A 22657-nucleotide genomic window follows, 5' to 3' on the forward strand; every position below is an offset into this window, starting at 1 on the left:
GCACGCGATCGCTAGACGACCGCTATCTCCTTGCCCTTCAACGGCCGCGAACAGGCAGAACACAGCAGCAGGACGGAGAAGGCGTGGTCGCCGCCGCGGTGGTGGAAGACCACGGCCGGGCCCTCCGGGGCGATGAACCAGCGCTGCCCCCACTCGATCGCGGCCATCACCACGGGGAAGAACGCCCGCCCCTTGTCGGTGAGCCGGTACTGGTGTCGGTCGGCGCGGTCGGCGTCACCGAAGGCCTCCAGCACGCCGAGCCGGTTGAAGGTGCGCAGCCGGTCGGCGATGACCGTCGCGGGGGCGCCCAGGCGCCGCTGGAACTCCGAGAACCGGTGCGCGCCCAGGTAGGCCGCGCCGAGCATGGCCGCCGACCAGCGGTTGCCGATCAGCGCCCGGCTCTCCGGGTAGAAGCCGGGCCCGAGGTTGGACGACCCGCTCGACCGCCTGCGCATGGTGGTGTTGGGCGCCGAGCGCGGCCACGAGCCGCTGGGCCCGAACGACCCGGTGACCTCGCGCGGGGAGACCGCCTCGCCGCAGGTGCGGCAGGCCATCAGCGGGGAGAACAGGTTCCCGCAGGTCAGGTGGCGCATGGCGGGCAGGTTCTCCGGGTGCCCCTCGGCCCAGCGCACCTCCCAGGCCCAGATCGCGACCATCATCGGCCACATCGCCGCGCCGCGCGGGGTCAGGTGGTACTCGTGCCGCACGGGGTTGCGGTCGTACTCGACCGGGGTGAGGATGCCCAGCTCCGCCAGCCTGCGCAGCCGCGAGGTCAGCACGGCGGTGGAGATGGGCAGGATCTCCTGCCAGTGCTGGAAGCGGCGGACGCCGTCCTGCAGGGCGTGGCGCAGGATCACCAGGGTCCACTCGTCGGCGGCGACCCCGATCGCGAAGGCGATGGCGTTGTCGCCGCCCGCGCCGAGTCTGCTGGGCCGGTCGGGCGGGTGGATCACCGGCGGCGCGCGCCCGGTCCGGCGAGGCCGACCGCGGCGGCCGGGTCCTGCGCGGTGCGCCAGCCGGGCAGGTCGGCCCCGGGGGCCCACGTGCTGTGCGTGCCGCTGGAGACGCGCTCCGGCAGCCGGACCCGGGCAACCGGGCCGTCGGTGACGCGGGTGGCGTCGAAGACCAGGCACTCGGACCGGTCCTCGGTCATGTCGGTGGTCATGGTGATCAGGTAGCCGTCGTCCTCGCTCCGCGCCCCCACCCTGGGGGCGACCGCGGTCTCGCTGCCGTACACGCCGTCGCCGTAGCGGTAGCGCTCCTCGGCCCCGGTGAGCAGGTCGTGCTTGACCAACCCGTCGAACAGGAACCAGCCGGGCCTGCCCGTGGAGGCGTAGGTGTAGCGGTAGGGACGGCCCGCGTGACCACCGTTGATCATACCGAACTCGGTGATCGAGTCGGTGAGCCGCTCCTCCTTGGTCTCCCCGGTGGCCAGGTTCAGCCGCCAGCGGTGCAGGCGGGTCTGCACACCGTCCAGCGAGAGCATGCGGAACATCTTCGCGTGGGCGGGGTCGTCCGGGAAGGCCGCGCTGCCCCGGCCCTCCGGGTCGGACTGGAAGAAGCCGTCGAGGACGATCTCGTCGCCGTCCTCGTAGGCGTTGACGAAGTGCAGCACGAACGTCGACTCGGCCTCGAACCAGCGGATCTCCCGGCCGTCGCCGCGCTTGGGCAGCACCCCGATGCGCAGCGGCAGGTCGGGGTGGAAGCGGGCCGAGTGCGCGCCCTTGGCCAGCATCTCCGGCCGCCAGAACAGCGGCGGGTCGTTGAGGATGGCGTAGTTCTCGGTGAACGCCATGTCGTGCGGCAGCCGGGGGCCGGGCAGCTCGACGCCGGTGTAGTGCGCGAGCTTGTCGTCCGGGCCGATGACGCCGTAGTGCAGGTACGGGGCGTCTTTTCCGTAGTTGAAGAACAGCAGGTCGCCGTTGGGGTCGACCTTGGGGTGCGCGGACACGCCCGCGCTGGGGAACGCCCCGCCCCAGGTCGACTTGCCCAGGGTCTCGAGGGTGAGCGGGTCGAGCCGGTAGAGCTCGCCGCACTGGTAGAAGCTGGTGAGCGCGACCCCGGCGTGCACGACGACGTCGGTGCTGGACGCGTCCTTCATCCGCCCGCGCGCGCCCCAGCCGTCGCGGCGGCGGGCGACCTCGGGGCGCTCGGCGATGCCCGCCCACAGCGAGCCGCCCGCCTCCTGCTCGGCGAGGAAGCCGTCGGTGCGCACGAACCGGTTGCGGTAGAAGGCCTTGCCGTCGCGGAAGCCGACGACGTGCACCATCCCGTCGCCGTCGAAGGGGTGGTAGTTGGCGAGCGCGGGGTGCACCGGGTTCTCGGTGTTGCGCAGGTAGACACCGTCCAGGTCGGCGGGGATGTCACCGACGACCTCGCACTCGGGCACGGCCCGCTCCACCGTCTGCGGCCGCCACGGGCCGCTGCGGTAGGGGTGCTCGTCGTCGTCGGGCAGCGTGCTGAGCGCCCGTCCCAGGATCTCCACGTCCATGCCGCGCAACTCCCCCTCGTCAGCGGATCTGTCCGAAAGTCGAGGCTACAACTAGCAGAGTCACCAGGCCAGACCCCATTTTTGCCGTCCCGCACCCGTAAAGCACCGCTCGGGGCACAGCCCTGACGACCGGGCCGCCCCCGTGCCCCAGGTCTCATCAAATGGGATGCCGACGGTGTCCGCGCTCACATCCGCTCAGCGTCACAGCCGCGTTACCTGGCTCCCGTGACAAGTTCTCAAAGGATCACAGAAATGCCTTGCCAACGGGTTGCCAGGTTAGGGAATTACCGACTAGCTTCATTTTCAGTAGCCCGGACTTCCGGTAACTACCTGATTTCACCTGACTGTTCATCTCAACGACGAGGAGGAACTGCCAGTGACGACCACTATGGCGGGAAAGAAGAAGCGCGCCCTCGCAGGTGGCGGAGTCATCGCCGCCCTGACTGCCATCGCCCTGTTCCTGTTCGGTTCAGGCAGCGCGCTCGCCGCGGAGAAGACACTGACCTTCTCCGGTGAGTTCCCGCTGATCGGCGTGCAGCAGGTCTCCACCGCGATCAACGTGGAGATCCCCGCGAGCGCCACCCCCGGCGAGTCCGTGCAGGTGCCGTTCAGCATCAACGTCGACGCGGGCGCCTCCGCCACCGACGGCCTCCGCCTGGTCGGGGCCACCACGGTGTCGGGCTCCATCGCCGCCGCCGCGACGGTGACCCTGTCCGACGGCCAGACCGTCGACATCCCGATCGAGCTGCCGATCACCGAGACCCCGGTCCCGGCCGAGGGCTCGCTGACCTTCCCGGCCGAGGGCACGGTCGACTTCACGGTGCCGACCGGTGTCGCCGCCGGTGACGCCACCGTCGCGGTGGCCGCCACCGCGACCTCGCACATCGTGACCGACTCCAGCCTGGGCGAGTTCGACGTGAACCTGACCCAGGACGAGGGCCAGGACGCGGTTCTGGGCACCACCACCATCGGCTGACCTCCCGGGTTGTCGAGGGACACGGGAACAGCTTGGTTGAGAGTGTGAAGTAATTCCGCGTCAGCGGGGGACATGGGAAACCATGTCCCCCGCTTTCGTCGTCTTGGAGCTGGACAACAAGATGCCGCCAGGATTTCGGCGGCGCCCATTCACCCCCGCCCACCCCATTGCCCCGGTCGCACGACCGGGGCTTTACCGCTCTGTTATCAGCCTGGGGGCGATTGTGCCGGGCGGTTGTCGCGAATGGCGAGCAGCCTGCGCGGCCCGGTGTCGTGCCGGGACGGCGACTCCCCCACGGTGGCCCGCCCGCCGGTCACGAACGCCCCGGCCGCCGAGACCAGGATCGGCTCCAGCGTCGCCGCGCGCAGCTCGGGGACGTCGTCGGCCAGCGCCGCCACCCGCAGCACCAGCCGCTCCAGCGCGCCGAGGTCGGCGGGCTCGCGACCGCCGTACCCGGCCAGCAGCGGGGCCGAGCGCGGCGCGCGCACCAGCGACGCGGCGTCGACGTCGGTCAGCGGCACCGCCCGGTGCGCCCGGTCGCCGAGCAGGTCGGAGACCACACCCGCCAGGCCGAAGGACACCAGCGTGCCGAACGACGGGTCGTCCTGCAGGCCGATGGAGCAGGAGAACCCCTTGGGGGCCATGCCCTGCACGAACACCCCGTCCTCGCCGGAGACCGACAGCAGGTCGGCGTAGGCGCGGCGCACCGCGTCGTCTGTGCTCAGGTCCAGCCGCACCCCGACCAGGTCGGCCCGGTGCCGGAACGCCCGGTTGCTCGTCTTGAGCACCACCGGCCCGCCCAGCTCCCGCGCCGCGGCGACGGCGGCCTCGGCGTCGTGCACCACCCGGAACGGCAGCACCTCGACGCCGTAGCACCCCAGCAGCTCCACCACCTGGTCGTCGGTGAGGTCCACCGGCCCCGCGGCCCCGTCCAGCGCCCGCTCGACCACCGCCCGGGCCCCGGCCCGGTCGATCCCCTCCGGGCGGACGAACTGCCCCGCGGGCGACAAGCGCCAGCGCGCGTACCCGGTGGCCCGCGCCAGCGCCAGCACCGCCCGCTCCGGGCTCGGGTAGGACGGCACCGACCCGCGGCCCGGCGTGCCCGTCGGCCCCGGCACGGCCAGCTCGGCCGGGATCCCCTCGGCGGCGAGGAAGGTGCTGACTATCGGCTTGCTGCCCGCCTCCGCCAGACCGGCGACGGCCTCGCGCAGCGCCCGCGCGTAGGCGGTCCCGGGGATCGCGACCGGCGGCACGAACACCACCACCAGCGCGTCCACGTCCGAGCGGCGCAGCGCCTCGGCCACCGCCCCGGCGAACACATCGGGCCCGGCCTGGGCCCCCACGTCCACCGGGTCGCCCGCCAGCGTCAGCCCCTGCCCGAGCGCGGCGTCGGCGGCCAGCAGGCCGATCGCCGAGGAGTTGCCCACGACCGCGACCCGGTCGCCCGGCGGGAGGGGCTGGTGGGCCAGCAGCAGCGCGGTGTCGAAGAGCTGCGCGATCGAGTCGACCCGGATCACCCCGGCCTGCTCGAACAGCGCCTGCACACTCGCCTCGTCGACAGCGACGCCGGTGGCGGCCAGCGCGGGCAGCACCCCGCGCGCCCTGGACTTCACCGCGACGACCGGCTTGGTCCGGCTCAGCCGCCTGGCCAGCCGGGCGAACTTGCGCGGGTTGCCGAAGGTCTCCAGGTAGAGCAGCACGACGTCGGTGTTGGGGTCGGTCTGCCAGAACTGCAGCAGGTCGTTGCCGGACACGTCGGCCCGGTTTCCCGCGGAGACGAAGGTCGACAGGCCCAGGCCGCGCGCGGCGGCGTCGGCGAGGATGGCCGTGCCCAGCGCGCCGGACTGGCAGAAGAACCCGGTGCGCCCGGCGCCGGGCAGCGTCGGGGCCAGCGTGGCGTTGAGCCGCACGGCCGGGTCCAGGTTGACCACGCCCAGCGCGTTGGGCCCGACCAGCCGCATCCCGTGCGCCCGCGCCTCCTCGGCCAGCCGCCGCTCCGCTCCGCGCCCGTCCGGCCCGGTCTCGCCGAACCCGGAGGTGACGACCATCAGCGTCTTGACACCCTTGGCCAGGCAGCCGTCCATGACCTCGTCCAGGCTGGCCGCGGGCACGGTCACCACAGCCAGGTCGACCGGGTCGGGGATGTCGAGCACCGACGGGTAGGCCCGCACCCCGCGCACCGACCGGTGCTCGGCGTTGACCGGGTACACCGGCCCGGCGAAGTCGGCGGCCAGCAGGTTGCCCAGCACCGTCCACCCGATCTTGGTGCGGTCGGTCGACGCCCCGATCACCGCCACCGAGGTCGGGTGCAGCAGGTTGTGCACGCTGCGCGCCTCGGCCGCCTGCTCGCGCGCGTGCGCGACCTCGACGGAGGCCTCGGTGGGGTCGATGTCGAACTCCAGGTGCAGCACGCCCTCGTCGAAGGCGCGGCTGACCTGGTAACCGGCGTCGCGGAACACCCGCACCATCTGCGCGTTGTCCGAGAGCACCTCGGCCTCGAACCGCCCCACCCCGCACTCGCGGGCCGCCGCGGCCAGGTGCTCGAGCAGGATGGACCCCAGCCCGCGGCCCTGGTGGTCGTCCTCGACCACGAACGCCACCTCGGCCGAGCGCCCGTCCGGCATCCCCTCGTACCGGCCGACGGCGATGATCTCGTCGCCGAGCAGCGCGATGAACGCCACCCGCCGCTCGTGGTCGACGGTGCTGAACCGGCGCAGGTCGCGGTCCGGGATGCGCGGGTAGGGGCCGAAGTAGCGCAGGTACCGGGTCCGCTGCGACAACCTGCCGTGGAAGGCGCGCAGGACATCAGCGTCACTGGGCAGGATGGGTCGCAGGTGGACGGTCCCGCCGTCGGACAGGACGACGTCGGCCTCCCAGTGCCGGGGGTAGTCGAAGGGGTCCGGCCCATCCCCCGGCGCGGCTGTCCCGGTCGTGCCGTCCGTGTCGGACATGTGCGCTCCCGCGGTCTCTCGCTGGTCGGTGGGCTCGTCGTCGATCCCGGTCCTGCCCGCCCCTCAGTCCCTCGGGTCGTCGGGGTCCAAGCCGTGCAACGGGAACAGCGCCCGCCGCGCGTCCCGGATGGCCGCGTCGACCGGGGTCTCCAGGACCCCGTCCCACGCGGCGAACGCCGTCTCGGCCCCCTCCCCCATCAGCAGCGGCAGGTCGGCGTTCGGCGCCACCTCGCGCACCGCGGCGAGCCACTCGCCCGGCACCGGGGCGCCGAGGTCGACGTCGCGGTCGAGCACCGTGGCCAGCAGGTGCGTCCACGAGCGGGGCACCACCCGCAACAACTGGTACCCGCCCCCGCCGGTGGCCAACCACCGCCCGTCGGCGTGCTCCTCGGCCAGCGCCCGCAGCGTCCGGTAGACCGCGCGGTGCCCGTCGACCGAGAGCGACAGGTCGGCCAGCGGGTCCTCGCGGTGGCTGTCCACACCGCACTGGGTCACCAGCACCTGCGGCTTGAACGCCCCCAGCAGGGAGGGCACCACGGCGTGGAAGGCCCGCTGCCACTGCGCGTCCCGCGTCCCCGGCGGCAGCGGCACGTTGACCGCGCTGCCCTGCGCGCCCCGCGCCCCGAGCTCCGAGACGAACCCGGTGCCCGGCCACAGCGTCGCCGGGTGCTGGTGCACCGAGACCGTCAGCACCCGCGGGTCGTCGTAGAACGCCGCCTGCACCCCGTCGCCGTGGTGCACGTCCACGTCGATGTAGGCGACGCGGTCGAACCCGTTGTCCAGCAGCCACGAGATCGCCACGGCGCAGTCGTTGTAGACGCAGAACCCGGCCGCCCGGTCCGGCATGGCGTGGTGCAGCCCGCCCGCGATGCTGACCGCGCGCTTGCTGTGCCCCGCCGCGATCCGCTTCGCCGCCAGCAGCGTCCCGCCGACCACCAGCGCCGACGCGGCGTGCATCTTGTCGAAGACCGGGTTGTCCGCGGTCCCCAACCCGTGCCCGACGTCCCAGGACGCCATCGGCGCCTCCCGCACCGCGGACACGTAGGAGACGTCGTGCACGCGCTGCAACTCGGCGTCGGTGGCCGCCTCCGGCGAGTGCAGCTCCACCCCGTCGAGCACCCCGAGCGCCCGAGCCAACCGCATGGTCAGCTCCAGCCGGATCGGGTTGAACGGGTGGTCGCCGCCCATGTCGTAGTCAAGCAACGCGGCGTCCCACACAACGGTGGCGGCTCCATCACCCATGGCTGCACCTTAACGCCGCCACGCCCCCGCCCCAGCCCCCCGCGCCCACCCGACCCGCCCGGCAGGGGCTCGCTCACCCGTGCGCGGCGCCACCCGGCGCGTCCCCGGTGGCCACCGGCCGCCCCGGGTCAGCCGACCACGCCGACCACGACCCGGCGAACAGCGGCGCGGGCGCCGCCGCGGAACTGATCCCGGCCACCTCCAACGCCAACACCACCGACGCCGCGGTCACCCCGGACCCGCAGTAGGCGCCGACCGGCACCCCCGCGACCGCGCCCAGCCCAGCGAACCGCGCGGCCAGCACCGACGGGTCCAGCCACCGCCCGTCAGCCCCGACGTGCCCGGCGAACGGCGCGTTGACCGCCCCCGGCACGTGTCCGGCCCTCGGGTCCACCGGCTCCACCTCGCCCCGGTACCGCTCCGGCGCACGGGCGTCGAGCAGCAGCCCCACCGCCGCCAGCTCGGCGGCCCCGTCGGCGTCGAGCACCGGCATGCCCCCCGGCCGCACCTCGATGTCGCCCGCCCCCGGCCGCACCGCCTCGGCGCTGACCGCGCCCCCGTCGGCCACCCAGGCGGCGAACCCGCCGTCGAGCACCGCGACGTCGGTGTGCCCGGCCCACCGCAGCAGCCACCACGCCCGCGCCGCCACCGACCCGTTGTCCGCGTCGTAGACGACCACCGGCGCCCCCGCCCGGACCCCGGCCGCGCGCAGCACGCGTTGCAGGTCGGCGGGCTCCGGCAGCGGGTGCCTGCCGCCCACCCCGGTCCCGGCGGGCGCTGCCAGCTCGGTGTCCAGGTCGACGAACACCGCGCCCGGCACGTGCCCGGCGGCGTGGGCCTCGCGCCCCGGTGGACCACCGAGGCTCCACCGGGTGTCGAGCACCGCGGGCGGGTTCGGACCGCCCAGCGCGGTGGACAGGTCGGAGGTGGACACGAGCGGACGCGAAAGGGCTGCCACCCCGCCCATCCTGCCCGACTGGCGCTCCCCGGACACCCCTGGTCACGGTCAGCGATGGGGCCAGTGCCCCGCCGTGGGGAACGGCTAACATTGACGGCGACGAAGGGGAAGCGCCGTGAACGAGCTCATCGACACCACCGAGATGTACCTGCGGACCATCTACGAGCTCGAGGAAGAGGGTGTCGTCCCCCTGCGCGCCCGCATCGCCGAGCGGCTCAACCAGAGCGGTCCGACGGTCAGCCAGACGGTGGGCCGGATGGAGCGCGACGGCCTGGTGGTGGTCGCGGGCGACCGGCACCTGGAGCTGACCGAGCACGGCCGGTCACTGGCCATCGCGGTCATGCGCAAGCACCGCCTCGCCGAGCGCCTGCTGGTCGACGTGATCGGCCTGGAGTGGGAGCACGTGCACAGCGAGGCGTGCCGCTGGGAGCACGTCATGAGCGAGGCCGTCGAGCGCAAGCTGGTGCGCCTGCTGGGCAACCCGACCACCTCCCCGTACGGCAACCCCATCCCCGGCCTGGACAAGCTCGGCGACGGCGAGCCCGCCCCGCCGCTGGAGGCGGGCCTGGTGCGCATCGACGAGGTCGCCCGCCGCGGCGGCGGCAAGGTCGAGGTGCGCCGCATCGCCGAGCACGTGCAGATGGACCCCGACCTCATGGCCGACCTGCGCGTGGTGGGCATGATCCCCGGCCAGATCGTCACCGTCGGCCCGTCCAAGGGCGACGGCAACTCGATCGAGATCAGCGGCAACGGCTCCACCGCCGAACTCGACCCCGCGGTGCTGCACGCCGTTCTGGTCCGCGCGCTGTGAATCCCGCGCAGACCGCCGACAAGCAGTACCGGCGGCTGCTCGGCCATCCCCCGACCGGGGTGTGGTCCGCCCCCGGTCGGGTGAACCTCATCGGGGAGCACACCGACTACAACGACGGCTTGGTGCTGCCGTTCGCCCTCCCGCACCGCATCGCGGTCGCCGCGTCGCGCCGCGAGGACGGGCTGCTGGCCGTCACCACCGTCGGCTCCGACCACAACGCCCAGCGCGCCGCCCCGGTCGCGGTCGCCGACCTGGAACCGGGCTTGGTCACCGGGTGGGCGGCCTTCCCCGCGGGCGTGGCGTGGGCGCTGCGCACGGCCGGGGTGGCCGAGGGCGGCGCCGACCTGGTCATCTCCGGCGACGTCCCGGCGGGCGCCGGGCTCTCGTCGTCGCACGCGCTGCAGTGCGCGGTCGCGCTGGCCCTGCTCGGACTGGCCGGGATCACCCCGGACGAGTCCGCGTCGCCGACGCTGGCCGAGATCGCCCGGTGGGTGCAGCGCTCGGAGAACGACTTCGTCGGCGCCCCGACCGGCCTGCTCGACCAGACCGCGTCGCTGTGCTGCGAGCGGTCGCACGCCCTGTTCCTCGACGTGCGCAGCGGCGAGCGCGAGCAGGTGCCGTTCGACGCGGGCGCGGACGGCCTCGAGGTGCTGGTGGTCGACACCCGGGCCAAGCACTCGCTCGCCGACTCCGCCTATGGCGAGCGCAGGCGCGGCTGCGAGCGCGCCGCGGGCCTGCTCGGGGTGCCCGCCCTGCGCGACGTGCCCGCCGAGGGCCTGGCCGAGGCGCTGGCCGCGCTGCCCGGGGACCTGCGCCCGCTGGTGCGGCACGTCGTCACCGAGAACGCGCGGGTGCTGGCCGTGGTGGACCGGCTGCGGGCCGGGGACCTGGTCGCGACCGGCGAGCACCTGACCGCCTCGCACGTGAGCCTGCGCGACGACTACCGGGTCTCCTGCGTGGAGCTGGACGTCGCCGTGGAGGCGGCGCTGGGCTCCGGGGCGCTGGGTGCCAGGATGACCGGCGGCGGCTTCGGCGGCTCGGCGATCGCGCTGGTCCCCACCGACCGGTCCGCCGCGGTGCGCGAGGCCGTGCGGACCGCGTTCGCCGGGGCCGGGCTGACCGCGCCGCGGCTGTTCACGGCGGCGCCTTCCGCGGGCGCGCACCGCGACCGCTGAGCGGGCCAAGGCGAGAACCCGGGGCACCAGGGCCGGGCACATCCACGAGACGAAGGCGAGGAACACGGTGAAGCTGCTCGTGACGGGCGGGGCGGGATACGTCGGGAGCGTGTGCGCTGCCCGGTTGGTCGAGTCCGGCCACGAGGTCGTGGTCGTCGACGACCTGAGCACCGGCCACGAGGACGCGGTCCCCGAGGGCGCCCGCTTCGTGCGCGCCGACATCGGCGAGGCCGCGCGCGACCTGCTCGCCGAAGGCTTCGACGGCGTGCTGCACTTCGCGGCCAAGTCGCTGGTCGGCGAGTCGATGGTGGACCCGGCCAAGTACTGGGACGGCAATGTCCTGACCTCCTTGAAGCTGTTGGCCGCCATGCGCGAGCACGGCACGCCCCGACTGGTCTTCTCCTCCACGGCGGCCACCTACGGCGAGCCGGAGCAGGTCCCGATCCTCGAGACCGCGCCCACCCGCCCCACCAACACCTACGGGGCCACCAAGCTGGCGATCGACCACGCGATCACCTCCTACGCCGCCGCGCACGGCCTGGCCGCGGTGAGCCTGCGCTACTTCAACGTCGCGGGCGCCTACGGCCGCTTCGGCGAGCGGCACACCACCGAGACCCACCTGATCCCGATCGTGCTGCAGGTCGCGATGGGCACCAGGGACAAGATCTCGATCTACGGCGAGGACTACCCCACCGAGGACGGGACCTGCGTCCGCGACTACATCCACGTCCTGGACCTGGCCACCGCCCACCTGCTGGCGCTGGACCACGCGGTCAAGGGCGAGCACCAGGTCTTCAACCTCGGCACCGGCACGGGCTTCTCCAACCGGCAGGTCGTGCAGACCTGCCGCGAGGTCACCGGCCACCCGATCCCGGCCGAGTTCGCCCCGCGCCGCTCCGGCGACCCGGCGACGCTGGTGGCCTCCGCCGACGCCGCCGCGTCGGTGCTGGGCTGGCGCCCGGAGCGGGCCGACCTGCACACGATCATCAGCGACGCCTGGGAGTTCACCCGCGCCCGCGGCTGATCCACCCCCGGTGCGGGCGCCTCGGCCGCCCGCACCGGGTCAGCCCGACCACCCGGCGCTCCGGTCCACCGCCTCGGTCATGATCCGGCGCAGCTCCTCCGGCGGCATCGCCTGGCCCAGCGCGGTGCTGAGCAGCCGGGCCAGCGGGTGGTCCCCGTCGGCCTCCAGCGCCGCGGTGACCGCGATGCGCGCGAGGGTCCCGTCGCCGCGCAGGTAGGCGTGCACGGCCACCAGGGCCGCGGGCCCGGCCCGGTAGGGGGCGGGCAACGCCCGCGTCAGCCTCGTCCAGAGCCGTTCGGCGACCTCGGCCTGCGGGGTCAGGGCGATCTCGAGCGCCCGCCCGCGTCCTTCCGTCGTGGCCAGGACCGCACCGAGTTCCGCCACGCGCGACTCGGGTATCTCCGGTTCGGGAACCGGTGGGTCCGCGATGTCGAGGTAGGCCGAGGACACCACCGCCTGGTCGATGACCGCGATGTCCGGGGCGCTGCCCGCCGCCCGGCTGATCCGCGCGCGCCGTGCCTCCGGGGCGTCCCCGGGTTCCGGGTCGAGGGTGGCGGCCAGGGACGCGCGATCGGGGTGGCGCACCAGGCCCATGACGGTCATCGCCGCGCCCAGGGCGGACGAGTCCGGGTCGGCCACCGTCCCGGAGCAGTCGCAATCGGCGTAGCACCGCCAGAGCGCGCCGTGCACGACACCGGGGGCCCACAACGAGTGCGGGACGGTGATCCCGCGGCGGCCATCTCCGACTCGACCGAGGCCACGAGATCGCGGTGCGGGTGGTGGTGCGCCGCGACGACGACCGGCAGCACGGCCGTGCTCGCGTGGTCGGCGGCGATGCCCGCGAGGTGGCGGGCCATGTCCGGTGGGTCGGCGCAGGGCAGGTCGGCGCGCATGACCGTGCCGACGGCCGCCTCGTCCCCGGTCTCGGTGATGGACACGACGACCAGGGAGTCGGCCGGGGTGAAGCCGACCAGGTGGGGCAGGGCCGCGATCAGGTCTCCGCCGTCTCGAAGGGACAGTGTGGCGTTCGATTTCGTCGTCATGCCAACACTGTGGCGGCGCTGCGGACCGGTTCCAAGAGGTGCTCGTCCGCTGTGGATGGTTTCGGACCCTGTGGACAGGACAGGCCCGACAGGGTCAACCTGTCGGGCCTGTCCGGTATACGCGCGTGCGGTCAGCCGCAGTGCTGGAACGGGCTGGCGAAGCTCGACGACCCCGCCGAACCGCCCCACTTGACGCACTTGCCCGGGGCCGACTTCTTCACCGGGCCCGCGTAGTAGGCGAACGACCCGGAGTCGGTCGACCTGGTGCCGCCCTGCACCTCGAGGAACGCCGACACCGACGACGCGGTGCCCACCGAGGTGCTCTTGATCGTGGTCACGCAGTTGTAGCCGGTGGAGGCGTTGTACATCAGGTACACGCGGCCCGCGCTGCCCAGCGCCGCCGAGTTGATCTGGGTGAAGCCCGAGCCGCAGACCTCGGACGGGGTGTAGGGGTTGGTGCTGCCCCCGCCGCACCTGTTCCTGCTGGTGTAGTTCTTCGTGCCCCAGTAGAGCGCCTGGGCGCCGTTGAACACGATCCGCTGCGCGGAACCGTTCAGCAGTTGCTCGAAGTGCAGGTGCGCGCCGGTGGAGCCGCCGGTGTTGCCGACGTTTCCGATGGTCTGGCCCTGCGACACCGACTGGCCGACGGACACCCGCTGCGCGGACAGGTGCGCGTAACGCGAGCGCCAGCCGCTGCCGTGGTCGATCTCGATCCAGCGGCCGTAGCTGGTGCTGCCCGTGTTCGCGACGCGGGTGACGGTGCCGCCCGCGGACGCGACCACCGCGTCGCCCTCGTCGTTGGCGCGGTTGAAGTCGATCGCGTTCGCCGGGCTGTGGTTGGTACGGGTCTGCCCCGACCACACCTGGTTGCACGGGAACGGGAGCTGGAAGGAGGGGGCCGCCGAGGCGACCCCGGCGCCGCCCACGACGAGCGCGCCCGCGGTGGCGGCGACGATGCCCGCCATGCTGAGCAGCTTCCTCAGTTTGACCATGTCTACCTCCGCAAGCAGCAGTTTGCGACGATACGACCACGCAGTGTGTGATCGAAGAACCTGTTTCGGGGGTGATTAGGGGGTCGGAGCCTTGCGAACAAGGGTGGGTCCGGGTGAGCGGGTGACCGAGCGGAACCCGGTACGGGGGTCGGGACGGGGTACTAACCTGCCCGCGTGCTGACACGAGTCGAGGCCCCCATCATCGCGGTCACCGTCTACCCCGGACAGGCCAGGATCACCAGGCGCGGCGTCGTCGCGGTCAAGACCGGTGAGCACAAGGCCGTCGTGGGTGGTCTGCCCCTGGCCCTGCACGCGGACTCCGTGCGGGTCAGCGGGCGTGGTGCGGCGACCGTGCTCGGCGTGGACGTGGTCCCCGAGCACCACGCGCAGACCCAGGACGAGGCGCTGGCCGGGTTGGAGGAGCGGCGCGACGCGCTGCGCGGGCGGCTGGACCGGTTCGACGACCAGGACACCGTGCTCGCCGCGCGGGCGGAGCTGCTGGGCGCGCTGAGCGCGCGCACGGGCGGGGCGTTCGCCCAGGCGCTGGCCAAGGGCGAGGCCGAGCCCGCACGGGTGGCCGAGGTGGGCGACGCGCTGGCCGGGCAGTACGCGGACGTGCTGGCCCAGCGGCGCGAGCTGGCCGAGGCGCGGCAGCGGGTCCAGTCCGAGCACGACGAGGCGCAGCGGCGCGTCCTCGACCGCGGCCGCGCGCGCACCCCCGACCAGACCGCGGTCGAGGTCGAGCTGGACGCGGTCCAGGACGGCGAGGTGGAGCTGGAGGTCTCCTACCTGGTCGACTCGGCGGGCTGGACGTCGCGCTACGACGTGCGGCTCACCGCGGGTCGGCTGCGGCTGACCTGGTACGGGCTGGTCAGCCAGCACAGCGGCGAGGACTGGCCGGAGTGCGACCTGCGGCTGTCGACCGCGCGGCCGACCAGGTCGGTGGTCGTCCCGGAGCTCTCGCCCTGGTACCTCCGCGCGCACCACCCGCTGCCCCAGCCCATGGCCGCGATGGCCGCGAGCGCCGGGCCGCCGCCGACCAGTCCCGCGGGGCCGGCGCGCGGTGGGCCCGTCCCGGCGCCGATGGCCGAGGCGGTGGCCGCGGTCGAGCACGGCGCCGCCGCCGCGACCTACCAGCCCACCCGGCCGGTCGCGGTCCCGACCGGGGGCAGCTCGCACCGGACGACGGTGGCGGTGGTGGACCTGCCCGCGGCGGTCGACCACGTGACGGTGCCGCTGCGCGGTCCGGAGGCCTACCTGCGCGCGACAGTCGCGAACACCTCCGAGCACACCCTGCGCCCGGGACGCGCGTCGGTGTTCCACGACAGCGAGTTCGTCGGCGTCACCGACCTGGAGCTGTGGGCGCCGGGCGAGGAGGTGGAGCTGGCCCTGGGCGTGGACGACCGGGTCCGCGTGGAGCGGGAGCTGACCAAGCGCTCGGTGGGCAAGGCGGTGATGGGCGGCGCCCGCAAGCAGGAGGTCGCGTACCGGATCAAGGTGGGCAACTTCGGCCCGGACACCGCGCGCGTGACCGTGCTCGACCAGTTGCCCGTCTCCCAGGCGGAGGCGGCGGTCGTGCGCGAGGTGGTGACGCGGCCGCAGCCCGCGCGGACGACCGAGCTGGGCGAGGTGACCTGGCGGCTGGACCTGCCGCCCGGCCGGACCGAGGAGATCATCTTCGGCTTCCGGGTCGACGTCGCCAAGGGCGTGGCGATCACGGGTTGGCGCGACTGACCAGGTCGGGGACGGGCCTGTGGACAACTTCGACGGGCACCCGGCAACCGGTGGCAAACTGGCGGCATGACCGAGCAGGACACGACCCCCGACCCCTACCTCTGGCTGGAGGACGTCACCGGCGACAAGGCCCTGGACTGGGTCAAGCAGCGCAACGCCGAGGCGGTGTCCGCCCTGACCGGCGGGGAGCGCTTCGAGCAGATCCGGACCGGGCTGCGCGAGGTGCTCGACGCCGACGACCGCATCCCGTACCCGAGACGGCGGGGTGAGTTCCTCTACAACTTCTGGCAGGACGCCACCCACCCCAAGGGCGTGTGGCGGCGCACCACGCTGGAGGAGTACCGCGGCGGCGACCCGGCCTGGGACGTGCTGCTCGACGTCGACGCGCTCGCCGAGGCCGAGGGCGAGAACTGGGTGTGGGCCGGGGCCGCGGTGCTGCGCCCGGAGTACCGGCGCGCGCTGGTGGAGCTCTCGCGCGGCGGGGCGGACGCCGCGGTCGTGCGCGAGTTCGACCTGGTGGAGCGGGCTTTCATCGACGACGGGTTCACCCTGCCCGAGGCGAAGTCGCGGGTCGGCTGGATAGATGACGACACCGTGTACGTGGGCACCGACTTCGGCGAGGGGTCGATGACCACCTCGGGGTACCCGCGGGTGATGAAGGTGTGGCGGCGCGGCACGCCGCTGGCCGAGGCGGAGACGGTGTTCGAGGCCGGGCCCGAGGACATGTCCGTCTACGCCTACCGCGACCACACCCCCGGGTTCGAGCGGGATTTCGTCGGCAAGCGCCCGGCGTTCTTCTCCAGCGAGGAGTACCTGCGCGGGGCCGACGGGTCGCTGACCAAGATCGAGGTGCCCGACGACGCGACGTCCGACGTGCACCGCGAGTGGCTGCTGATCTCGTTGCGCACCGACTGGGAGGTGGCCGGGACGACGTACTCGGCCGGCTCGCTGCTCGTGGCGGACTTCGAGGCGTACCTGGCCGGGGCGCGGGAGTTGACCGCGCTGTTCGAGCCGGACGAGCACACCTCGCTCAGCGGCTACGCCTGGACCCGCAACCACCTGATCCTCGACAAGCTCGAGGACGTCAAGACCCGGCTCGAGGTGCTCACCCCCGGACCGGACGGGTGGGCGCGCGAGACGCTGCCCGGCGCTCCAGAGCTGGGCTCGGCCGCGGTGATGGGCACCGACCCGGACGCCTCCGACGAGTACCTGCTCAACGTCAGCGGCTACCTGCAGCCCTCGACGCTGCTGCGCGGCGAGATCGGCGGGGAGGTGGAGGTGCTGCGGCGCGCGCCCGCGTTCTTCTCCACCGAGGGCCTGTGGGTGGAGCAGCGGTTCGCGACGTCCGAAGACGGCACCAAGGTCCCGTACTTCATCGTGCGCGGGGAGAGCACCGACGGTCCGACGCTGCTCTACGGCTACGGCGGGTTCGAGATCTCCCTGACCCCGGGCTACTCCGGCGGGATGGGTCGGAGCTGGCTCGAGCGCGGCGGGACCTACGTGGTGGCCAACATCCGCGGCGGCGGCGAGTACGGGCCCGCGTGGCACCGGGCGGCGCTGCGGGAGAACCGGCCGCGCGCCTACGAGGACATGGCCGCGGTGGCCAGGGACCTCGTCGACAAGGGCGTCACGACGCCCGAGCGGCTCGGCGTGCAGGGCGGCAGCAACGGCGGACTGCTGGCCGGGGTGATGCTGACCCGCTACCCGGAGCTGTTCGGGGCGGTGGTCAGCCAGGTGCCGCTGCTGGACATGCGCCGCTACCACCTGCTGCTGGCGGGGGCGTCGTGGATGGCCGAGTGGGGCGACCCGGACGACCCGGCGGATTGGGCGTTCCTCAAGGAATTCTCCCCGTACCACAACCTCCACAGTGGAACGAAATACCCGCCGGTGTTCTTCGTGACCTCCACGCGCGACGACCGGGTGCACCCCGGCCACGCGCGCAAGATGGCCGCGCGCATGCGGGAGCTGGGCTTCGAGCCCGACTACTACGAGAACATCGAGGGCGGGCACGGCGCGGCCTCGGACAACGCGCAGCGCGCGTTCATGTCGGCCGTCGTCTACGAGTTCCTGCTGCGCAAGCTGTCCCCCGACGAGACTGTCGGTGCCGAGAAGTAACCTCGGACCATGCTGGCGCTGCACTGCCTCGCCACCGACGCGGGCGACGTGGCGCTGTGGGCAGAGGACTCGGACAAACCCGCCCGGCGGCCTGGCCGCGCTCCCCGGGGCGCGGCCGGGCACCCGTTCGCGGTGCCCGCGGACGAGTTGGCCGGGCTGCTCGGGCTGAGCCTCGACGCGGACCCGGTCGAGGTCAGGGTGCTGCTGCCGTCGCGGCCGTCGGCTCCGGTGGCCTCGCCGGAGCTCGTGCGCGACCCGCTGGCCGCCGGGCAGACCCCGCGGGGGCAGGTGCGGCTGGTCCCGTGGCTGGTGCCCGCGCTGCGCCTGTCCGCGGCCGACGCGGTGGCGGCCACCTCCGCCGAGGCGCTGGGGGCGGTCGAGGTGCGCCCCGGCGCGGCGGTGCGCTACCTGGCCCGCGTGCTGGCTCTGGCCGAGGACCTGGTCGCGCGCGGCCGGGTGCTGCCCGCGCTCGTCGAGGAGGCGGGCGGCCAGGCCGCGCGGTGGCGGCCGGTGCTGGCGGGGGCGGACTCGGCCCGCTACGTGCGGCTGCGCGACGCGCTGCCGCCGGTGGTGCGTGCCGAGCAGCGCGACCCGGCGGTGGCCGAGGGGCGGCTGGGCGATGAGGTGCTGCGCGGGCTGGTCGAGGCGCTGGTGGACGGGGTGGTCCGGGCCAGGGTCGCCGGGGTCCGGCTGGCGCCGCGCGGCCGGTTCGCCGCGGCGGAGGTGGCGGCGGGCGGGGTGTTGCGCGGGCTCACCTCGGTCGACGGGGAGGTCGAGGCGGGGGCGGAGCAGGCGCGGCGGTTGGCCGGGCAGTTGCGGACCTGGGCTGACGGGGCGGCGCACGACGGGCCGGTGCGGGCGTGCTTCCGGCTGCGCCCACCGGACCCGGACGCTGAGCCGGACGAGGCGGTGTGGCGGCTGGAGTTCCTGCTGCAAGCCGCCGACGACCCGAGCGTCCTGGTGCCCGCTGGCAAGGTGTGGCACGGCGACCGGGGCGCGGTGCTGCGCCGGTGGGTGGCCCGGCCGCAGGAGCTGCTGCTGACCGACCTGGGCAAGGCGGCGCGGACGTTCCCGGCGCTGGACGCGGCGCTGCGCGAGCGGCACCCGACGGGGCTGGACCTGGACACCGCGGGCGCGCACAGCTTCCTGAGCAGCGCGGCGGCGCTGGACCAGGCCGGGTTCGGGGTGCTGCTGCCGCGGTGGTGGAAGGCTTCCAGCGGTGTCGGGCTGCGGCTGACCACGACCAGCGCAGGCACTCCGGGGACGGTGACGCGCACGAGTGTGCTCGGTCGCGAAGAGCTCGTGGACTACCGGTGGGACGTCTCCCTGGGCGACATGAAGCTGACCGAGGAGGAGCTGCGGCAGCTCGCCGAGGCCAAGGTGCCGCTGGTGCGGGTGCGCGGCCGGTGGGCCCACGTCGACCAGCGCAGGCTGGCGGCGGGGCTGGCGTTCCTGGAGAAGGCGGGCTCCGGGCAGATGACCGTCGACGAGGTGCTCGCGGTGGCCGGGCTGCCCGCCGACGACGAGGCCGTCGGCGTGCCGGTGGTGGGGGTGGGCGGCACCGGCTGGGTGGCCGACCTGCTCTCCGGCGAGGTGGCGCAGGCGCTGGAGCCGATGGACCCGCCGCCGGGGTTCGGCGCGGTGCTGCGGCCCTACCAGCGGCGCGGGCTGGCCTGGCTGGCGTTCCTGGACCGGTTGGGGCTCGGCGCGTGCCTGGCCGACGACATGGGCCTGGGCAAGACGGTGCAACTGCTCGCGCTGGAGGCGCTGTGCCGCCATGGGCGCTCGCGGCCGCCGACGCTGCTGGTCTGCCCGATGTCGTTGGTGGGCACCTGGTTGCGGGAGGCCGAGCGGTTCACCCCGGGGCTGCGGGTGCACGTGCACCACGGCGCCGACCGGGCCGCCGGGTCGGCGCTGGCCGAGCGGATCGACGGCGTCGACCTGGTGATCACCACCTACACCACCGCCACGCGCGACGCCGAGGAGCTCGCGGAGCTGCGGTGGGACCGGGTGGTGCTCGACGAGGCGCAGAACATCAAGAACAGCGCGGCCAGGCAGTCGCGGGCGGTGCGGACGCTGCCCGCGCGGCACCGCGTCGCGCTCACCGGCACCCCGGTGGAGAACCGGCTGGCCGAGCTGTGGTCGGTGCTGGACTTCGCCAACCCGGGCATGCTCGGTCCGCTGCACACCTTCCGCGCCCGGTACGCGGTGCCGGTGGAGCGCCACGGCGACGAGGAGGCGGCCGGGCGGCTGCGGCGCATCACCCGGCCGTTCGTGCTGCGGCGGGTCAAGACCGACCCGACGGTGATCTCCGACCTGCCGGACAAGCTGGAGATGAAGCAGCTCTGCACGCTGACCGCGGAGCAGGCGTCGCTGTACAAGGCCGTCGTGGACGACATGATGTCCCAGGTCGACGAGAGCGAGGGCATCCAGCGCAAGGGCCTGGTGCTGGCGACGATGAGCAAGCTCAAGCAGGTGTGCAACCACCCGGCGCAGTTCCTCGGCGACGGGTCGCGGGTCGCGGGCCGGTCGGGGAAGCTGGCCCGCTTGGAAGAGCTGTTGGATCAGGTGCTCGCCGACGGGGACCGGGCGCTGTGCTTCACCCAGTTCGCGGCGTTCGGCGGGATGCTGGTGCCGCACCTGGCCGCCCGGCTGGACACCGAGGTGGCGTTCCTGCACGGCGGCACGCCGGCGCGCCAGCGCGACCGGATGGTGGAGCGGTTCCAGTCCGGCAAGGGGCCGTCGGTGATGCTGTTGTCGCTCAAGGCCGGTGGCACCGGGCTGACGCTGACGGCGGCGAACCACGTGCTGCACCTGGACCGGTGGTGGAACCCGGCGGTGGAGGACCAGGCGACCGACCGGGCGTTCCGCATCGGGCAGCGGCGGGCGGTGCAGGTGCGCAAGTTCGTCTGCGTCGGCACGCTGGAGGAGCGCATCGACACGATGATCGAGCAGAAGAAGGCGTTGGCGCGGATGGTGGTCGGCGCGGGCGAGTCCTGGCTCGGCGACCTGTCCACAGCGGAGATCCGGGAACTGGTCGCCCTCTCGAGCGAAGCGGTGGGTGAGTAGCCGTGCCCGACGACGAGTGGTGGCGCGACGACCCGCCGAGCCCGGCGATCCGGGTCGAGGGCGGGGTGCGGGCGCGCAGCCAGCGCGGCGAGATCGCCCGCACCTGGTGGTCGCGGCGGTTCCTGTCGGTGTTGGAGTCCCTGGGCCTGGCCGGGCGGCTGGACCGGGGTCGCCGGTACGCGCGGCAGGGCCAGGTGCTGAGCATGAACCTGTCGACCAGCATCGTGGTGGCGCAGGTGCAGGGGTCGCGGCCGGAGGCCTACCGGGTGCGGATCGGGATGCGGGCGTTCACCCCGGAGCAGTGGGCGGAGGTGGAGAAAGCGCTTGCGGGCCAGGCGTTGTTCCTGGCGAAGCTGCTGGCGGGCGAGATGCCCGAGGACATCGAGGCGGTCTTCGCGCAGGTCGGCCTCACGCTGTTCCCCAACGACGTGCGGGACCTGTCGATGGACTGCTCGTGCCCGGACTGGCAGGTGCCCTGCAAGCACCTCGCCGCGGCGACCTACCTGCTCGCCGAGTCCTTCGACGCCGACCCGTTCGAGTTCCTGGCCTGGCGGGGCCGCCGCCGCGGTGAGCTGCTGGACAACCTGCGCGCTCTGCGCGACCAGGCGCCCGCCACACCGCAGGATGAGCTCGAACGGCCGCTGTCGGCGCTGGTGGACGAGTTCTGGGGCGCGCCCGCCACTGCCCCGCCGCCCCCGGCCCCGGCCCTCGCCACCGCGCCGGACGCGGTGCTCGACCAGGTCGACGCGCTGCCCGTGACAGCGCGCGGCAGGCCGTTCGTGGACTGGTTGCGCCCGGCGTACCGGGCCATGACGACAGATCCCGAGGTGGAAGGGACGACGGACGGGTGAGTGGCCGGTTGGCCCGGCGGGTTGCCGAGGTCGCGGAGGAGTTGTTGGGGCGCAAGGGGGTTGTCACACCGCTGGACGTGCTCAACGGCCTGGGTTGGTTGAGCAGCCGCGTGGTGCGGTCCTGGGAGCTGGGGGCGGTCCCGGTGCTGGACGCGACCGCGGCCGTGCCCGCGGAGCGGATCGCCGAGGCCGTGGCGAGCCTGCACGAGTGGGCAGCCGGACGTGGGCTCACGGTGTCGGAGGCGGAGTTCGTCGCGGCGACCCGCGACCGCAGGGCGCTGCGGTTCACCGACGGGGGCGACGAGCGCCGGTTCCACGTGCGCTGGGTCGATCCCGGCCTGTCGGGGGCGAAGCTGGCGAGGGCGACCGCGCCGAAGGCCCCCGAGCTGATGGTGCTCATCGCCGAGCGCGGCTGGCACTGCGGCCTGTGCGGGGAACCCGGCGCTGCGGACGGGCACCACTTCGTGGAGGACGAGAAGCCGGTCTGCCTGGACTGCGCCGACTTCGGGCACCTGGTCTTCCTGCCCTCCGGCGACGCCGCACTGACCAGGCGGGCGCGCAAGGCCACCGGCCTCGCCGCCGTGGTCGCCAGGTGGAACCGCTCGCGCAAACGCTTCGACCGGCGGGGCCTGCTGGTCGAGCAGGCGGCGCTGGAGGAAGCCGAGCGTTCCTGCCTGGCCGACGAGGACGCCAGGGAGCGCCGTCGCGAGCGCGACCGGGTGCGCCGCGCGGCCGAGGACGTGGACTTCCAGGCCGCCTTCGCCCTGCGCATCGCCGAACTGTTCCCCGCGCTGGAGCGCTCCCGCGCCCACGCCATCGCCGAGCACGCGGGCACCCGGGGCAGCGGCCGCGTCGGCCGGTCGGCACAGGGCCGCGCCCTCGACGAGCACGCCGTCACCCTGGCCGTGGTCGCCGCCATCCGCCACGAGGAGACCGACTACGACGCCATGCTCATGGCGGGCGTCCCCCGAGCTGAGGCCAGGGAACGCATCCGCGACGAGATCGACCGCGTGCTCGTCCGGTGGCGCGAAGGTCTCGTTCGACGAGGGTCGTGATCGGTGCCGTCAGCGGTCGCTCTGGCGCGGCTATCGCAGGCAGGGCTTGAGGCGTTTGCCCGGTATCCGCGGTTCCACAGCACTGCTGGGCGGGTGCCGGGAGGATCGAGTACTGGTTCCCCGGCAACCCGGCCAGGCGGGTCGCGACGGGGTGGGCGTCCTGGCTGGGC

At 73.8% G+C, this 22657-nt stretch carries 15 protein-coding genes and 1 pseudogene; 9 read left to right on the plus strand and 7 right to left on the minus strand.

Going from position 1 to position 22657, the window contains the following annotated elements; genetic code table 11:
- Positions 1-11: 11 nt before the first annotated feature.
- Entirely contained in the window at positions 12-953 is a 942-nt protein-coding gene (locus GCL84_RS26310; protein ID WP_156758253.1) for a winged helix-turn-helix transcriptional regulator, read from the minus strand.
- Positions 950-2491 (minus strand): carotenoid oxygenase family protein, encoded by a 1542-nt coding sequence (locus GCL84_RS26315; RefSeq protein ID WP_156758254.1) that lies wholly within the window; start codon positions 2489-2491, stop codon positions 950-952. Before GCL84_RS26315 ends, GCL84_RS26310 begins: the two co-directional genes overlap by 4 nt.
- 376 nt (positions 2492-2867) lie before the next feature.
- Here GCL84_RS26315 and GCL84_RS26320 point away from each other — a divergent pair, with 376 nt between their 5' ends.
- Positions 2868-3467, plus strand: coding sequence for a DUF6801 domain-containing protein (locus tag GCL84_RS26320; protein ID WP_235926740.1), 600 nt, complete (start codon positions 2868-2870; stop codon positions 3465-3467).
- A gap of 206 nt (positions 3468-3673) precedes the next feature.
- On the opposite strand, the gene GCL84_RS26325 is transcribed toward GCL84_RS26320, so the two are convergent.
- The 3 genes from GCL84_RS26325 to GCL84_RS26335 form a co-directional block, all read right to left on the minus strand.
- Complete coding sequence (locus tag GCL84_RS26325) at positions 3674-6418, minus strand: bifunctional acetate--CoA ligase family protein/GNAT family N-acetyltransferase (protein ID WP_156758255.1); 2745 nt, start codon at positions 6416-6418, stop codon at positions 3674-3676.
- A 63-nt stretch (positions 6419-6481) separates the two neighbouring features.
- Entirely contained in the window at positions 6482-7660 is a 1179-nt protein-coding gene (locus GCL84_RS26330) for an acetoin utilization protein AcuC (RefSeq protein ID WP_156758256.1), read from the minus strand.
- Positions 7661-7733: 73 nt separating this feature from the next.
- Positions 7734-8627, minus strand: a complete 894-nt coding sequence (locus GCL84_RS26335; protein ID WP_156758384.1) for a sulfurtransferase — start codon at positions 8625-8627, stop codon at positions 7734-7736.
- Between the two features lie 106 nt (positions 8628-8733).
- Between GCL84_RS26335 and GCL84_RS26340 the strand changes: the two genes are divergently transcribed.
- From GCL84_RS26340 to galE, 3 genes are all read left to right on the plus strand, one after another.
- Positions 8734-9429, plus strand: coding sequence for a metal-dependent transcriptional regulator (locus tag GCL84_RS26340; RefSeq protein ID WP_156758257.1), 696 nt, complete (start codon positions 8734-8736; stop codon positions 9427-9429).
- Positions 9426-10604 carry a galactokinase gene (gene galK / locus GCL84_RS26345; RefSeq protein ID WP_156758258.1) on the plus strand — a complete coding sequence of 393 codons (1179 nt, stop codon included), beginning with the start codon at positions 9426-9428 and terminating at the stop codon, positions 10602-10604. Before GCL84_RS26340 ends, galK begins: the two co-directional genes overlap by 4 nt.
- Positions 10605-10671: 67 nt before the next feature.
- The gene (galE, locus tag GCL84_RS26350) at positions 10672-11628 is read left to right on the plus strand and encodes a UDP-glucose 4-epimerase GalE (RefSeq protein ID WP_156758259.1); all 957 of its coding nucleotides are present in this window, start codon (positions 10672-10674) and stop codon (positions 11626-11628) included.
- Between the two features lie 39 nt (positions 11629-11667).
- Here galE and GCL84_RS31075 read toward each other — a convergent pair.
- Together GCL84_RS31075 and GCL84_RS26360 are read right to left on the minus strand one after the other, a co-directional pair.
- Positions 11668-12671: pseudogene (locus GCL84_RS31075) on the minus strand (DUF4192 domain-containing protein).
- A 131-nt stretch (positions 12672-12802) separates the two neighbouring features.
- Positions 12803-13663: a M23 family metallopeptidase gene (locus GCL84_RS26360; RefSeq protein ID WP_156758261.1), complete on the minus strand. Its 861-nt coding sequence runs from the start codon at positions 13661-13663 to the stop codon at positions 12803-12805.
- A gap of 174 nt (positions 13664-13837) precedes the next feature.
- Here GCL84_RS26360 and GCL84_RS26365 point away from each other — a divergent pair, with 174 nt between their 5' ends.
- The 5 genes from GCL84_RS26365 to GCL84_RS26385 all read left to right on the plus strand — a co-directional run bounded on the left by GCL84_RS26365 (position 13838) and on the right by GCL84_RS26385 (position 22487).
- A complete protein-coding gene (locus tag GCL84_RS26365) occupies positions 13838-15397 on the plus strand; it encodes a mucoidy inhibitor MuiA family protein (RefSeq protein WP_197523520.1) in 1560 nt (519 codons plus the stop codon).
- 66 nt (positions 15398-15463) lie between these two features.
- Complete coding sequence (locus GCL84_RS26370; RefSeq protein WP_156758262.1) at positions 15464-17512, plus strand: prolyl oligopeptidase family serine peptidase; 2049 nt, start codon at positions 15464-15466, stop codon at positions 17510-17512.
- Between the two features lie 9 nt (positions 17513-17521).
- Complete coding sequence (locus GCL84_RS26375) at positions 17522-20581, plus strand: DEAD/DEAH box helicase (protein WP_156758263.1); 3060 nt, start codon at positions 17522-17524, stop codon at positions 20579-20581.
- Positions 20582-20583: 2 nt separating this feature from the next.
- Entirely contained in the window at positions 20584-21432 is an 849-nt protein-coding gene (locus GCL84_RS26380) for an SWIM zinc finger family protein (protein WP_156758264.1), read from the plus strand.
- Positions 21429-22487, plus strand: coding sequence for a DUF2293 domain-containing protein (locus tag GCL84_RS26385; RefSeq protein WP_156758265.1), 1059 nt, complete (start codon positions 21429-21431; stop codon positions 22485-22487). The genes GCL84_RS26380 and GCL84_RS26385 overlap by 4 nt, the downstream gene beginning before the upstream one ends.
- The last annotated feature ends 170 nt before the right edge of the window (positions 22488-22657 follow it).

This window comes from Actinokineospora pegani (assembly GCF_009745975.1).
In the GTDB taxonomy this organism is placed as follows: Bacteria; Actinomycetota; Actinomycetes; order Mycobacteriales; family Pseudonocardiaceae; genus Actinokineospora; species Actinokineospora pegani.

What these genes read in the sequence shown, in the direction of transcription:
- GCL84_RS26315 (WP_156758254.1), bottom strand. Translation starts at nt 2,491, where the DNA reads ATGGACGTGGAGATCCTGGGACGGGCGCTCAGCACGCTGCCCGACGAC.
- GCL84_RS26325 (WP_156758255.1), bottom strand. Translation starts at nt 6,418, where the DNA reads ATGTCCGACACGGACGGCACGACCGGGACAGCCGCGCCGGGGGATGGG.
- GCL84_RS26330 (WP_156758256.1), bottom strand. Translation starts at nt 7,660, where the DNA reads ATGGGTGATGGAGCCGCCACCGTTGTGTGGGACGCCGCGTTGCTTGAC.
- GCL84_RS26335 (WP_156758384.1), bottom strand. Translation starts at nt 8,627, where the DNA reads ATGGGCGGGGTGGCAGCCCTTTCGCGTCCGCTCGTGTCCACCTCCGAC.
- GCL84_RS26360 (WP_156758261.1), bottom strand. Translation starts at nt 13,663, where the DNA reads ATGGTCAAACTGAGGAAGCTGCTCAGCATGGCGGGCATCGTCGCCGCC.
- GCL84_RS26370 (WP_156758262.1), top strand. Translation starts at nt 15,464, where the DNA reads ATGACCGAGCAGGACACGACCCCCGACCCCTACCTCTGGCTGGAGGAC.
- GCL84_RS26375 (WP_156758263.1), top strand. Translation starts at nt 17,522, where the DNA reads ATGCTGGCGCTGCACTGCCTCGCCACCGACGCGGGCGACGTGGCGCTG.